This window comes from Cohaesibacter haloalkalitolerans (genome assembly GCF_003574655.1).
GTDB classification, from domain to species: domain Bacteria; phylum Pseudomonadota; class Alphaproteobacteria; order Rhizobiales; family Cohaesibacteraceae; genus Cohaesibacter; species Cohaesibacter haloalkalitolerans.
Map to the genome: position 1 here is coordinate 439,998 of NZ_QNUM01000005.1, position 14,753 is coordinate 454,750.

The following is a 14,753-nucleotide window of genomic DNA, read 5'->3' on the forward strand; positions in this document are numbered from 1 at the left end:
TGCATTACCAGTCCGGCCCTTGCTTACATAGGGTTGCTGAGCGCATTTCTTTGTATGGCCGTCATACGAAGGCCATATTGGCTGTGGCATCATCAAGAAAACGAGCAAGACTCGCCATTCTTTCGCAAGCGAAAGGAAAGGACCATGGTGGCCGCTCGAATCGTGTAAGTTAGGGTGGTATAGCCACCGCACAGGACTGATTGGCACCCTGAAATTGGTCAACCATCGCTCAATTTTCAGCAAAACGGTTTTGGGTCAGAAATACGGATTTTGCCGTTTGGGGAAAAGTCTTGGTGGAATTGCTCAGATCGTGCGCAACAGGAAAAGGCATATGCTTAAAAAATGCCACTTTCGTCAGCTTTTTTTCTCTCCGCTTGTCTTTTTCAAAGTCCCAATCAATCATAAGGGAAATGCTGTAAAGGGGCGGGGAGAGTGGCTGGAGTGGAAAGCATGCGGCATATATACCTTTTTGACATATTGGCCGATTAAGAGAGTTTGTGTTTGCGTTTTATAAAGCATAACTGCGCCATAAATTGCAGGGATTGCATACTGTCATGTGGAGGGAAGCCTCCGTTTCGCCAATGGCACATTTTTCAACTGGACGTTCGGGCTCATGAACACAAAGATTTTCCAAATCAAGCTAAAACAAGAAGTTCTGCGACACCTCAAATATTCTTTGGGGAAGGATCAGGGACACGCAACGCCCTATGACTGGCGGATGTCTCTTTCTTTGGCCCTGCGGGACATCGTTGTTGACCCTTGGTTTGACAGCACGCGCAAGACTTACGACAGCAACGCAAAACGCGTCTATTATCTATCCATGGAATTCCTGATCGGTCGTCTGATTGAAGACGTTGCGATCAACCTTGGCTTTGAAGATGTCGCACGCGAAACGATGCGTGAACTCGGGCAGGACTACAACGCCATTGTCGCCAACGAGCCGGACGCTGCCCTCGGCAACGGCGGTCTTGGCCGTCTGGCCGCCTGCTTCCTTGACTCGCTGGCCACCCTCGGTATTCCGGCCCACGGTTATGGCATTCGCTATGAACATGGTCTGTTCGAACAGCATTTTGAAAACGGCGCGCAGGTCGAAACCGCTGAAGGCTGGCTTGCCCAGCGCAACGTCTGGGAATTCGAACGACCGGAAGTCGCCTATATCATCGCCTTCGGCGGTCATGTCAGTGAATCCGACGGTCGCGCCGTGTGGTATCCGGCCGAGACCGTAAAGGCACAGGCCTATGACGCACCGGCTCTCGGCTGGCAGGCAAAATGGTGCAACACGTTGCGCCTCTGGTCGGCAAAACCGACCCGCGCCTTCGACCTTGAGAGCTTCAACCGCGGCGACTTCCTGGCTGCAAGTGCCCCTGAGGCGCTGGCCAGAACCATTTCCCGCGTTCTTTATCCAGATGACACGACCGAAACCGGCAAGGAGTTGCGCCTCAAGCAGGAATACTTCTTCACCTCGGCGTCCATTCAGGACCTTATCCGCCGCTATCGCTCGACCAATGATGATTTGCGCGATCTGCCAAAGAAGGCTGCCATCCAGCTCAACGACACCCACCCGGCCATCGCCGGTCCAGAACTGGTTCGCTTGTTGACCGACATCCATGGCATCGAAATCTACGAAGCCATTGACATTGCCAGAAAGTGCCTTGGCTATACCAACCATACGCTCCTGCCGGAAGCTCTGGAACGGTGGCCGGAGCAACTGTTTGCCCGTATCCTGCCGCGTCACTATCGCATCATCGAGATCATTCAGGACCAACACCTCAAGCAAACCGGTTCCAATATCCGCATCATCAACAATGGTAACGTCAATATGGGCGAGTTGGCCTTTATCATGGCCTCTCATGTCAACGGCGTTTCTGCTCTGCATACGGAACTGGTCAAGGAAACGGTCTTCCACGATCTGCATCAGGTCTATCCAAAGCGGATCATCAACGAGACCAATGGCATCACCCCTCGTCGCTGGCTCTATGACTGCAACAAGCCGCTGCGCGACCTTATCAACTCGTCTATCGGTATCGAATGGCCGGATGATCTGGAACAGCTTGAACGCCTCAATGTCTATGCCGATGACGCCGTCTTCCAGGAGGAGTTTCACAAGGCCAAGCTGGCAAACAAGAAGCGCTTCATCAACTGGCTGTCTGAGCGGCACGAGGTCAATATCGACCCGAATGCAATGCTCGACATTCAGGTCAAGCGTATCCATGAGTACAAGCGCCAGCTGATGAACCTGTTCGAGGCGGTTGCCTACTGGAACGAGATCAAGGAAAACCCGAAGAAGGAATGGACGCCACGCGTCAAGGTCTTTGGTGGCAAGGCGGCTCCCGGCTATGAAGTGGCCAAGAGGATCATTCATCTGATCAATGATGTTGCTGCCGTGATCAACAAGGATCCGGTAACCAAGGATTATCTGCAGATCATCTTCCCGGAAAACTACAATGTTTCCATGGCGGAGATCTTGATGCCCGCCGCCGACCTGTCCGAGCAGATCTCGACCGCAGGCAAGGAGGCGTCCGGTACCGGCAACATGAAGTTTGCCCTCAACGGTGCCTTGACTGTCGGGACGCTCGACGGGGCCAACGTGGAAATCAGGGAGCATGTCGGGGCGGAGAACTTCTATCTGTTCGGTCTTACCGCCGAGGAAGCCTTCGAGCGCCGCACCCAGCAGGATTATTCCCGCCACGCCATCGAGGCAAGTCCGCGGCTCTATCGTGTGCTCAATCAGATCGCCAGCGGCGTATTTTCGCCAAGCGAACCGCACCGGTACGGCTCCATCGTTCAGATGATGTATGAGAGTGACTACTTCCTCGTCACCTGCGATTTCGACGACTATTTCGAAACCCAGCGCAAGATCGACAAGGATTATCTCAACACCAAGGACTGGACTCGCAAGGCCATTCTGAACACGGCCAACATGGGCTGGTTCTCGTCTGATCGCACGATCAAGGGCTACGCAAAAGACATCTGGGACACCAAGTCCCTCTACGAACGCTGATTGTTTCAAGTCATCCGATGGCGCCGGGAATCTGGCGCCATCGGAAATCTAGAGTTGTTAGGAAAATCCGTTTTTTAAAAGAATATCAGGCGCTGCGACAAATGGGCATATGAAATTCTAGGTTAAAAAAACAAAGGGATACGACTTTTCTGGCAGTTCCATTTGCGGATCACATGCTCTAGCGTAAAAATACACAAAGGGGGAGCAGGGCTATGACATCATATACCTCAAGACGCGATGCCCAGTCCATTCAGGACGGTATTCACAGCAATCCATTTTCTCTATTGGGTTTGCAGGAATGGGAGGGCAAGCTCATTGTGCGAGCCTTTGTTCCTGGTGCATCGGAAATTGAAGTCATCGACTATGAAACCGGCAGCGTAATTGCTGAGCTAGAACGGGACGATTTCGCACCGGATCTGTTTGCCAAGCCGATTGAAGGCCGGACAGAGCGGTTCGCCTACAAGCTGCGCGTCACCCGCGGCGACCATGTCTGGCTTCAGGAAGATCCCTACCGATTTGGCCCGGTCATTGGCGAGCTGGACGAATATCTGCTGGGTGAGGGGACCCATCAGGCGCTCTGGAAGGTGCTTGGTGCGCATGTGATGACCCATGAAGGGGTTGCCGGGACGCACTTCGCCGTGTGGGCTCCCAATGCCCGCCGCGCTTCTGTTGTTGGTAACTGGAATAACTGGGATGGCCGACGTCATCTGATGCGGCCGCGAGGTGTCACCGGCGTCTGGGAAATTTTCATTCCCGGTGTTTCGGAAGGTGAAGCCTATAAATACGAGCTGCTGAACAGACAGGGCCAGTTGCTGCCACTGAAAGCCGATCCGGTTGGTTTCGGTTCCGAACACGCACCGCGTACCGCTTCGATCGTTCGCAAGCTTGATGGGCATTCGTGGAACGATGGCGAATGGATGAAAAACCGTTCGGGAAGCACCGGGATTGACAAGCCGATTTCCATTTATGAGGTCCATCTGGGGTCCTGGCGCAAGGTTCAGGACGAGGGCAACCGCCCGCTGTCCTATTATGAGCTTTCCCAGCAGCTGGTCGACTATGTCAAGGACATGGGCTTTACCCATGTCGAGTTGATGCCGATCTCCGAATATCCGTTTGATGGCTCCTGGGGTTATCAGCCGGTTGGTTTGTTCGCCCCCACCATCCGGCACGGCACGCTGGAAGAATTCCGCGGCATGGTGGAAGCGTTTCACGCCGCCGGTATCGGGGTGCTGATTGACTGGGTGCCGGGACACTTCCCCGAAGACGCTCACGGTCTGGCGCGCTTCGATGGTACGGCACTTTATGAGCATGAGGATCGCCGCGAAGGGTTCCATCCGGACTGGAATACGCTGGTTTATAACTATGGCCGTCGCGAAGTGGCCAACTTCCTGTCGGCAAACGCGCTTTACTGGCTCAAGGAACATCATGTCGATGGTCTGCGCGTTGACGCAGTTGCGTCCATGCTCTATCGCGACTATTCCCGCAAGGAAGGCGAGTGGATCCCGAACAAGGACGGCGGCCGCGAAAATTACGAAGCGATCGATTTCCTGCGCAACATGAACATCACGGCCTACCGTGAAGCGCAAGGCATCGTGACCATCGCTGAAGAATCGACCGCATTTCCCGGCGTCAGTGCTCCCACCAATCATGGCGGTCTGGGCTTTGGCTACAAATGGAATATGGGGTGGATGAACGACACCCTGCGCTATATGTCCCATGAGCCGGTGCATCGCAAATACCATCACCACGACATGACCTTCGGTATGCATTATGCCTATTCGGAGAATTACATTCTTCCGTTGAGCCATGACGAGGTCGTTCACGGCAAGGGATCGCTCCTCAGCCGCATGCCTGGCTATCCGGCGGACCAGTTTGCCAACCTCAGGGCCTATTACGGCTATATGTGGGGCCATCCGGGCAAGAAGCTGCTGTTCATGGGTGGCGAATTTGCGCAGGGCGAGGAGTGGAACCATACCCAGAGCCTTGACTGGCATCTGCTGCAATATGACTTCCAGCGCGGCGTGCAGTCGCTCGTGCGCGATCTGAACCGGGTCTACCGGGAGGTGCCCGCCCTTCATAAATATGATTGCAAGCCGCGCGGCTTTGAATGGATCGAATGCCATTCTGCTGAAAACTCGGTGTTTGCATGGATCCGTTATGGAGACGAGGGCGACGCCCCGGTTCTTATCGTCAGCAACATGACTCCGGTCGAACGTCAGAACTACCGTCTGGGCGTTCCCAAAGCCGGACGTTGGGTAGAAATTCTCAACACCGATTCAAGCCTTTACGCAGGAGGAGGTCGCGGCAACCTTGGCGCATCCGTAACCGAAAACATTCCCTCGCATGAGAGAGAGGTTTCGCTGTCACTGACATTGCCACCGCTTTCCACGCTCTATTTTCAACTGGAGCAGGCGTGAACAGGATTTGAGGATATGAACACAAGTGATAGTGGGGAGAGCATTCTATGAAACTTGATCGTGAAACGTCCAGACTTGCCAATCAGTCGATGGCATTTATCCTGGCAGGGGGCAAGGGCAGCCGTCTGCAGGAGTTGACCGAAAAGCGCTCCAAGCCTGCCATGTATTTTGGCGGCAAGAGCCGCATCATTGACTTTGCTCTTTCCAACGCCGTGAACTCCGGCATCCGCCGCATTGGCGTTGCCACTCAGTACAAAGCCCACAGCCTCATTCGCCACCTGCAGCGCGGCTGGAGCTTCCTCAGGGAAGAACGTAACGAGTTTCTCGACATTCTTCCCGCTTCCCAGCGCATGAATGATGAAGCCTGGTATCAGGGCACATCCGATGCCATCTATCAGAACCTCGATATTCTGGAAAGCTACGGCCCGAAATATATTGTCATTCTCGCCGGTGACCATATCTACAAGCAGGACTATGCCCTCATGGTCCGCCAGCATGTCGAGACCGGCGCCGACGTTACCGTCGGTTCGATTGAGGTGCCGCTGGCCGATGCCAGCGCATTTGGTGTCATGAAGGTCGACAAGAATGATCGCATTCTCGAGTTTGTCGAAAAGCCGGCCAACCCGCCAGCAATGCCTAACGATCCGACCCGTGCTCTGGCGTCCATGGGCATTTATGTCTTTGAAGCCAAATTCCTTTATGAGATTCTCAAGGAAGAAGCACTCAACCCTGACACCCATCATGACTTCGGCAAGGATATCATCCCGAAACTGGTCAAGGAGGGCAAGGCTGTTGCTCACCCGTTCAGCCGCTCCTGTATCCGGTCGGGTCTTGAAATCAAACCTTACTGGCGCGATGTGGGCACGATCGATGCCTTCTGGGAAGCCAATATCGATTTGACCGACTTCATTCCGGAACTCGACATCTATGACAATGACTGGCCAATCTGGACCCATCAGGAACTGACCCCGCCAGCCAAGTTCATCCACGACGAGGAAGGGCGCCGCGGTCAGGCTGTTTCATCCATGGTGTCGGGCGGTTGCATCATCTCCGGTTCGTCACTGAACCGTTGTCTGCTGTTTACCGGCGTGAAGGCGCACTCCTTCTCCAAGATGAGCGGCGTCGTAGCGCTTCCATACGCCGAGATCAACCGGGAAGCCCGGCTCAAGGATGTGGTCATCGACCGCGATGTCAAAATCCCGGCTGGTCTGGTCGTTGGTGAAGATCCCGAATTGGATGCCAAGCGGTTCCGCCGCACAGAAAAGGGCATCTGCCTGATAACGCAGTCCATGATTGACAAACTGGACCTTTAGATGAACGTACTTTTTGTAGCTTCCGAATGCTCACCATTCGTGAAAACCGGCGGCCTGGCCGATGTTATCGGCTCCGTGCCAAAGGCTCTTGAACATCTTGGTCATACGATCAAAATCCTTCTGCCAGCTTACCCCGATGTGAGTGGCTGGCTGAAGCATGGCGATGTTCTTCTGGAATTGGAAGATCTCTTCGGAGGCCCGGCCCGCGTCTATTCGGTGCGGGCCAAGGGGCTTAACCTTCTCTTGTTGGATGCGCCCCATTTGTACGACAGAAAAGGCACCCTCTATCTCGATGAAGAGGGGTTCGACTGGGAGGATAATCCTGTCCGGTTCGGAGCCCTCTCGCTCATCGGCGCAAAGATTGGACTCGACGGCATCGGCGGCTGGAAGCCTGAGCTTGTTCACGTTCACGACTGGCAGGCCGGGCTCGTTCCGGTCTATATGAAGCAGTCCGGACGACAGGCGCCTCCAACTGTCATGACCATTCACAACATCGCCTTTCAGGGCCTGTTTGACGGCAGCGTCGTCCAGACCCTTGGCTTGTCCGAGGGCATGTTCAATCCGGATGGCTTTGAATACTGGGGGCATGCCGGGTTCCTCAAGGGCGGTCTGGCTTTTGCCGACAAGATCACCACGGTCAGCCCGACCTATGCAACTGAACTGCTGACGCCGGAATTCGGCATGGGTCTGGAAGGCCTGCTCAGAAGCCGGAAGCAGGACCTTTCGGGTATTCTCAATGGCATTGACCTCACGGTCTGGGACCCGCAGGAAGATTCTGCACTGGTGAAAACCTACAGCCCCAAGAGCCTCAAGCGAAAAGCCGCCAATCGCCAGTGGCTGGAGGACCGGTTCAATCTGGTCAGCAACGCCGATGCCCCTCTGTTTGGCGTGGTCTCGCGGCTCACTACCCAGAAAGGTCTTGATCTGCTGCTTGAAGTCATTCCAACGCTCATTGAGCGGAATGCGCGTCTTGTGGTGCTGGGCAACGGTGACAAGAAACTGGAAGAAGCCTATCTCGCCGCCGCAGCTCAGGCACCAGATCATGTTGCCGTTGAGATTGGCTACAACGAAGAGCTGGCCCATCAGATTCAGGGCGGTGTCGATGCCCTTCTCGTGCCGTCCCGTTTCGAGCCTTGCGGTCTGACTCAGCTTTACGCACTGCGCTATGGCACGATTCCGGTTGTCTCTCGCACAGGCGGTCTGGCTGATACGGTTGTTGACGCGAATGCGGCGGCTCTGGCCACCAAATGCGCAACCGGCATTCAGTATTCGCCCTCTACGGTGGAAGCCCTGGAAATGGCAGTTCACAGAACCTGCGACTTGTTCAGTGACAACAAGAAATGGAAATCGATGATGCGCCGCGCGATGTTTGCAGAAGTCGGGTGGGATCAGTCGGCCAAGCTTTATGAAGAACTCTACCAGTCGCTGGTGAAATAGATGGCTGTGCCCTTTAGGACCGATCATTGATGAAATACAGAACCTCGCACGGAACGCCATACAGACTTGGTGCCTTCTTCGACGGAGAGGGAACAAACTTTGCTGTCTTCTCGGCGAATGCAAGCCAGATTGATCTGTGCCTGTTTTCTGACGACGGCACCAAGGAAGTCGACCGCATCTCCTTGCCGGAGCGAACCGGTCCCGTCTGGCACGGCTATCTGGAGGGGCTGAAGCCCGGAACGCTTTACGGCTATCGGGCCCACGGCATCTATGCTCCGGAGCAGGGCCATCGTTTCAATTCCAACAAATTGTTGCTGGACCCCTATACGCGCGAGATTTTTGGTAAGTGGACCCCGTCTGCCACACTGTTCGGCTATCAGAAGGGGGCCTCTGGCGGGGACCTGACTTTTGGTGCCGCTGACAGTGCTTCCTGTGTGCCAAAATCCGTGGTGTCCGATCCGTCTCTCAATGAATTCCTGAAAACCGAAGCGCCGATCATGGATGGTCGCGACCTCATATATGAGGCGCACGCCAAGGGGCTCACCAAGATGCACCCGGATATCCCGGAAGGTATCCGGGGTACCTATGAGGCGATCGCCAGTGATGCAATGATCGACCATCTGTTGTCGCTCAACGTACGAGCCGTGGAGTTGATGCCTGTTCATCACTTTCTTGATGACGAGTTTCTGCTCGACAAGAATCTGGTCAACTACTGGGGCTACAATTCAATCGGCTTCTTTGCACTGGAGCCGCGCTATCTGGGACCGGATGGGATCATCGGCTTCCGCGCCATGGTCCAGAAGCTCAAGGCCGCCGGTATTCAGGTCTACATGGATGTGGTTTTCAACCACACGGCAGAAGGCGACCAGAATGGCCCGACGCTCTGTTTTCGCGGCCTCGACAATGCATCCTACTATCGTTTGATCGCCGGTCAGCCGCGCTACTATGTCAATGACACCGGTTGTGGCAACACGGTCAATGTGTCCCATCCATTCGTCCTGCGCATGGTGCTCGATTCCCTGCGTTACTGGGTACTCTGCATGGGGGTCGACGGATTCCGCTTCGACCTTGCGACGACGGTCTGCCGTGAAGACTACGGCTTCGATCTTTATGGCGGGTTCCTTGATGCCATCCGGCAGGACCCGATCCTGTCCACGGTGCGCCTCATTGCCGAGCCGTGGGATATAGGCCCGGGCGGCTATCGTCTGGGTGGGTTCCCGCCAGAGTTCTCCGAATGGAACGACAGCTATCGCGATACAACCCGCAAATACTGGAAGGGTGAACCGCAGACCACGCCGGACCTTGCCTCCCGTCTTCTCGGCTCGGCAGACAAGTTCGACCGGGCAGGGCGTCGCGCCTGGTCTTCCGTCAACTTCATCTCGGCCCATGACGGTTTCACGCTGGCGGACATTACCCGCTACAACAACCGCCACAATCTGTCCAACGGTGAGAACAACATGGATGGCCACGGCGCCAACCACAGTGATAATTGCGGGGCTGAAGGCGAGACCAAGGATCCGGTGATCCGGGCGCGCCGCGTCCGCCGCCAACGCAATTTTCTTGCCACCCTGTTCCTCAGTCAGGGCACCCCGATGCTGCTTGCTGGCGACGAGATAGCCAACAGCCAGCAGGGCAATAACAATGCCTATTGTCAGGACAACGAGATCGGCTGGGTCAGTTGGGACAAGGCAGACAACGAGCTGAAGGAGTTCGTGGCCTATCTCAGCAAGTTCCGCCGTGATCACAAGGCCTTGCGACAGGATCGGTTCTTGCATGGAGCCAAGCGTCAGCAGGATGATCTGCGTGATGTAGAATGGACAGATTTCGGCGGCTTCTCGCTGCAATGGCGCGATCCGAGCCTGTCCAGCTTCTGCCTGACCTTGCGTTGCTCGGCAGAGGTGCCTTCCTACGAGAAGGACAATGACGTCGTTTTCATCGTGTTCAACCGCAGCAATGTGGCTGCCAGCGTTGTCATGCCAGCCTGTCCGGAAGGGTTCCGTTGGGTCCGGGCTTTGGATACTTCGCAACAAACTCAATATCCCAGCCTTGAAACCAATCAGGAAACCACTGAAGTCTCAGGGTCTTCTGTCGTCGCGCTCATCCTGGAATCGGATACTGCTAAGTCATGAATCAAGACAAGCTGAATGCTCTGGCGGGCTTTTTTGGAATACATACGGCCTACAACGACTTCGACGGCAATCTGGTTCAGACGCCAGTCGAAACACAGCTGGCCTTCCTGAAGGCCAATGGGCTGCATCTCGACAGTGAGGCGGACGTCGATGAGGCGTTGCGCGATCATGTCGAAGCGGAAAAGAAAAGATGGTTCCCGCGCGAACTGATCACCGGCACCGGCTTTGATTATCAGTGCAATTTCGGCCTTGGTGCCCGTTGGCATATAGAGCTGGATGAAGGGCTGTCGTCGGATGTCCGCTCGCAGTATACTTCCGAAATCCTCAGCGGCATTGCCGACACACATATCTCGCTACCGCCCCTGCCATCGGGTATCCACGAGCTGGTGTGTGAGGTTGGCGGTCGCATCGAGACCGTAACCATCATCACCGCACCTCTGCGTGCGCCATCCATTGACGATCTGATTGGCAGAAGCCGGGTTTGGGGCATAACGGCTCCGCTCTACGGCTTCCGCTCCAGTCGCAACTCCGGCCTTGGTGACTTCGAGGATCTCGCCCGTTTCTCGGAATATGTCGGCCAGCTCGGCGGCGCTTTTGTCGGCATCAACCCGGTGCATGCTCTCGGCTTTACCGACCCTTACGCCATCAGTCCATATTCGCCAACCCATCGCGGTTTCATCAATACCCAGCACATTGCGCTCGATCAGTTCAGTGGCATGCCGGACCTACCGGAAATTCACGCCCTGCTGCAAGCCGTGGAAACCCAGTGGACCGAGCTGAGGGCAAGTGAACAGATCCGTTACAATGATCACCGGATTTGCCACAACGCTGCGCTGCGTGATCTCTATTCCCTATTTCTCACGCATGCTGGCTCGGAGTCGAAGGGGGCGCTAGCTGCTTTCAGGGAGTCGCGCGGGTCCTATCTTGAACGCTTTGCGCTCTACGAAGCAATTTGCGATCAGTATGGGACTGATTGGCACCAATGGCCAGTCTCCTACCGGGAGCGACATGAGGATGCCATCAAGCAAGCAAGAGAGCGCTTTGCCGCACGCATCGACTTCCACATCTGGCTGCAGTGGATCGCCAGTGTTCAGCTTGGGGACGCCCAGCAGAGGGCACGAGGCGACAAGGGGCTTGGCCTTTATCTTGACCTCGCTGTCGGGGCGCGTCGTGGTGGTGGCGAAAGCTGGTGCGAACATGACAGCGTCGCGCAGGGCGTCTCGTTGGGCGCGCCGCCTGATCAGCTCGGGCCGGATGGCCAGAACTGGGGTCTGGTCGCCTATGCGCCGAAAAAGCTGGCTGCAAACAAATACAAGTCGCTTCGCAACATCTATCGCTCGGCGATGGCCTATGCGGGCGTTCTGCGCGTGGATCATGTCCTCGGTCTCAACCGTAGCTTCTGGATACCTGATGGGGGTGTTCCGGGCGCCTATGTGTCCCAGCCGCTTGATGTCTTCCTTGCCATTCTGTCGATTGAGGCTGATGCCTCGCAAACGGCAGTCATCGGCGAAGACCTGGGTCTCGTCCCGGAAGGCTTCCGGGAATCTGTCCAGTCTCACGGAGTTTATGGCTATTCCGTTCTTCAATATGAAAAATGGCCCGATGGCACCTTCAAGCACCCGAACGATCTGCGCGAATTCAGCCTTGCCGGTTTCAGTACCCACGATACTCCGACCCTGAAAGGCTTTATTTCCGGCTGCGATATCAAATGGCGCGACCGAATTCGTGGTCTTGATGCTCCGTCTCAGAGTGCCCTGCAATATCGGCAGCAGGAAGTCGCAGCCCTTGCTACCCTCGACCCGGACCCATCGACGCATGGCGACCTGAGCTTTGATCACCTGTTCACGACAACCCATTCGGCTCTGGCCAGCTCCCCCGTTGCCATGATTGCGGTTCAGCTTGATGATATTCTAGCGCAGGAAGAGGCGCAGAACCTGCCCGGAACGATTGATCAGCACCCGAACTGGCGGCGTAAATGCGCTCTGGAACTGGAAGAGCTGCCCAAGGATCCTGCGTTTGATGCTGTCGCCACCATGATGCAGGAAAACGGCAGGAGCCTCAACGACTAACGTCGGCTGCTACCATGAGCGGCAAGAGATTTGACGCTCAGTCGCGATTTTTAATGAAAAGCCCGCCGGGGAACCCTGCGGGCTTTTGCTGTCATCAAATCATATCATTGGAACTGATAGCGCCCGAGAGAGCCATCAGCGGCAGCCATACTGTCTTTCCCAGTAGATGATCGTGTCGACACGGCGCTGTTGACGCGGGGTCAGTCGTCCCCATGGGGCATAGCACCGTGGCCCGAACGTCTGCCTTGCGCGAGCGGTCTTGAAGCAGTAGCCCTGCTGCGCATAGATGGAATTGCGGGCATACCAAAGTTCACCGCATGACATGTTCTGATAGGCTTGGGCGTGTGCCTCACCGACAAGACCAGACCCCGAAAGAAGGGGTGAAATCAGGGTGACACCGGCGGCAATCGTCAGCGAAAGTAGTGCGATTTTCAATGTCATTTCAGATCCTCCCAGCGAAGTGACACATAGTCATGACCTTGTGGATGGCGGAATTATACGATTGAAATGTCTGTTGGACAATCTGTTCACATGTATGAGGTGCAGTCCATCTGGCCAATAAAAAAAGCCAGCCTTTCTGGAGGCTGGCTTGATGTCGTTGGCTATCCGTGTGTCATCAATAGACGTCACGCACGTAGCGCTTTTCCTTCTTGAGCTGATTGACATAGTCCATCGCCCCGTCATCACTGAGGCCAGCCTGATCGGATATGACCGCATGCAGCGCCCGATCCACATCCTTGGCCATACGGGAGGCGTCACCACAGACGTAGAAGTGCCCGCCTTCCTGCAAGGCTGCATAAAGTTCCTTGCCGTTTTCCTTCATGCGGGTCTGGACGTAGATCTTCTCGGCCTGATCGCGCGAGAAGGCGAGGTCGAGCCGGTTGAGCACACCATCAGCCTGCATCTTGGCCAGTTCATCCTTGTAGATGAAATCGGATTTTTCGTGCTGATCGCCGAAAAACAGCCAGTTGAAGCCTTTGGCCCCGATTGCCTGACGTTCCTGCAGGAAGGCGCGGAATGGCGCAATGCCCGTGCCCGGACCGACCATGATCATCGGAACGTCATTGTTCTCGGGAACGCGGAAACTCTTGTTTGGCGAAATGAAGACCCGTGCCTTGTCCTGACCGACACGATCGGCAAGGAAGCAGGAGGCGACACCGCCGTGCTTGCGGCCATGGCTTTCGTAGCGAACGGAAGCAACGGTTAGATGAACACTGGTTTCGTACATCTTGGAACTGGACGAAATGGAATAGGCCCGATGCTGCAGAGGCTTGAACAGACCGATCAGCTCAGCGACAGAGAATTTCGCCTTGGGATGCAGCCGTGCAATGTCCAGAGCATCCTTGGACCACAGATAGGCCTCCATGGCTTCCTTGTCGTTGAAATCAACGATGTGCTCGAGATGTTCGTCATCGGAGCGGCTGGAAATCGCCTTGATGAACTCGCTGGAAGGCGTCGAGATTTCAAGCTGGCTGAACAGCAGTTCTTCCAGTGAAACATCCTTGCCTGCAACCGCAGTATCACCGGGAACGCCAAGATAGTCGAGCCAGTCGGCAACGAGGGCAGGGTCGTTGGTCGGGATGACATTGAGCGCATCGCCAGCTTCATAGGTCGGGCCGTCGTTGGACAGATCGAACTCGTAATGCCTGATTTCCTTGGCAGAACCTGCGCCGGAAAGCAGATGGTTCACAGTGACCGGTGCTTCGAACGGATTCTTGCGCGACCACTTGGACTTTGCCTTGGTGCCAACGGAGGCAGCTTCGGCAAGTTTGCCTTCGCCACCCTCCGGGTTGTGCTTGGCAAGCTCTTCGCGAGAAGAGGTCATCCAGCCTTCGGCGCTTTCTTCATAGTCGACGTCGCAGTCGACACGGGCGGTCAACCGTTTGGCGCCAAGCTGTTCGAAGCGCAGGTCAAACTGCTTGCCAGCCTCGCAGAAGCCGTCATAGGCCGTATCGCCCAGTGCCAATACAGCAAAGTGCAAATGCTCGAGGCGCGGCGCGTCAGAGCCCTTGAGGGCATCCCAGAACATCTGGGCATTGTCTGGCATTTCGCCTTCGCCATAGGTGGAGGTGATCAGGAAGACATAGTGCATGTCGGCCAGAGCCTCGACTTCGATCTCGTCAAGCGAGGTCACGACAGCGTTGACGCCATCGGCGCGCAGGGCCGCGCCGAAGTCTTCCGCCAGCCCTTCGGAGTTCCCCGTCTGGGTGCCGTAGAGAATATTGGCGGTGATGGTCGATTTGGATTCTGCGGTCTGTGATTTTTTGCCGACAAGCATCTGGGTGTGCAGGCCCGCATAGAAGCCGGCAAGCCAAGACTTCTGGTCTTCGGAAAAGGGGGCGTCAGCAGGAAGGAAAGGTATGGTCATCTCTCTTTGATCCGTCAAT

The 14,753-nt window shown here is 55.6% G+C and carries 9 protein-coding genes; 6 read left to right on the forward strand and 3 right to left on the reverse strand.

The genetic code is table 11. From position 1 onward, the window contains the following. Positions 1-229: 229 nt before the first annotated feature. Positions 230-403 carry a hypothetical protein gene (locus tag DSL70_RS22285; RefSeq protein ID WP_162916734.1) on the reverse strand — a complete coding sequence of 58 codons (174 nt, stop codon included), beginning with the start codon at positions 401-403 and terminating at the stop codon, positions 230-232. Positions 404-613: 210 nt separating this feature from the next. On the opposite strand from DSL70_RS22285, the gene DSL70_RS15110 reads away from it, so the two are divergent. From DSL70_RS15110 to malQ, 6 genes are all read left to right on the forward strand, one after another. After that, complete coding sequence (locus DSL70_RS15110) at positions 614-3,001, forward strand: glycogen/starch/alpha-glucan phosphorylase (protein WP_119308838.1); 2,388 nt, start codon at positions 614-616, stop codon at positions 2,999-3,001. 212 nt (positions 3,002-3,213) lie between these two features. Then, positions 3,214-5,418: a 1,4-alpha-glucan branching protein GlgB gene (glgB, locus tag DSL70_RS15115; RefSeq protein ID WP_119308761.1), complete on the forward strand. Its 2,205-nt coding sequence runs from the start codon at positions 3,214-3,216 to the stop codon at positions 5,416-5,418. A gap of 47 nt (positions 5,419-5,465) precedes the next feature. Then, positions 5,466-6,731, forward strand: coding sequence for a glucose-1-phosphate adenylyltransferase (glgC, locus tag DSL70_RS15120; RefSeq protein ID WP_119308762.1), 1,266 nt, complete (start codon positions 5,466-5,468; stop codon positions 6,729-6,731). Continuing rightward, positions 6,732-8,168 carry a glycogen synthase GlgA gene (glgA, locus tag DSL70_RS15125; RefSeq protein WP_119308763.1) on the forward strand — a complete coding sequence of 479 codons (1,437 nt, stop codon included), beginning with the start codon at positions 6,732-6,734 and terminating at the stop codon, positions 8,166-8,168. It abuts the gene before it with no gap. 29 nt (positions 8,169-8,197) lie between these two features. Next, on the forward strand, positions 8,198-10,297 hold the full coding sequence (gene glgX, locus DSL70_RS15130) for a glycogen debranching protein GlgX (RefSeq protein ID WP_119308764.1): 2,100 nt from the start codon (positions 8,198-8,200) through the stop codon (positions 10,295-10,297). Beyond that, positions 10,294-12,366 (forward strand): 4-alpha-glucanotransferase, encoded by a 2,073-nt coding sequence (gene malQ, locus DSL70_RS15135; protein WP_119308765.1) that lies wholly within the window; start codon positions 10,294-10,296, stop codon positions 12,364-12,366. The genes glgX and malQ overlap by 4 nt, the downstream gene beginning before the upstream one ends. A gap of 135 nt (positions 12,367-12,501) precedes the next feature. On the opposite strand, the gene DSL70_RS15140 is transcribed toward malQ, so the two are convergent. Both DSL70_RS15140 and DSL70_RS15145 read right to left on the reverse strand, forming a co-directional pair. Next, positions 12,502-12,807 carry a YARHG domain-containing protein gene (locus DSL70_RS15140; protein ID WP_119308766.1) on the reverse strand — a complete coding sequence of 102 codons (306 nt, stop codon included), beginning with the start codon at positions 12,805-12,807 and terminating at the stop codon, positions 12,502-12,504. 175 nt (positions 12,808-12,982) lie between these two features. Beyond that, positions 12,983-14,734 carry a diflavin oxidoreductase gene (locus DSL70_RS15145; protein ID WP_119308767.1) on the reverse strand — a complete coding sequence of 584 codons (1,752 nt, stop codon included), beginning with the start codon at positions 14,732-14,734 and terminating at the stop codon, positions 12,983-12,985. Positions 14,735-14,753: the final 19 nt, after the last annotated feature.

Coding starts and splice junctions, on each gene's coding strand:
- DSL70_RS22285 (WP_162916734.1), bottom strand. CDS start 403: ATGATTGATTGGGACTTTGAAAAAGACAAGCGGAGAGAAAAAAAGCTG.
- DSL70_RS15110 (WP_119308838.1), top strand. CDS start 614: ATGAACACAAAGATTTTCCAAATCAAGCTAAAACAAGAAGTTCTGCGA.
- glgB (WP_119308761.1), top strand. CDS start 3,214: ATGACATCATATACCTCAAGACGCGATGCCCAGTCCATTCAGGACGGT.
- glgC (WP_119308762.1), top strand. CDS start 5,466: ATGAAACTTGATCGTGAAACGTCCAGACTTGCCAATCAGTCGATGGCA.
- glgA (WP_119308763.1), top strand. CDS start 6,732: ATGAACGTACTTTTTGTAGCTTCCGAATGCTCACCATTCGTGAAAACC.
- glgX (WP_119308764.1), top strand. CDS start 8,198: ATGAAATACAGAACCTCGCACGGAACGCCATACAGACTTGGTGCCTTC.
- malQ (WP_119308765.1), top strand. CDS start 10,294: ATGAATCAAGACAAGCTGAATGCTCTGGCGGGCTTTTTTGGAATACAT.
- DSL70_RS15140 (WP_119308766.1), bottom strand. CDS start 12,807: ATGACATTGAAAATCGCACTACTTTCGCTGACGATTGCCGCCGGTGTC.
- DSL70_RS15145 (WP_119308767.1), bottom strand. CDS start 14,734: ATGACCATACCTTTCCTTCCTGCTGACGCCCCCTTTTCCGAAGACCAG.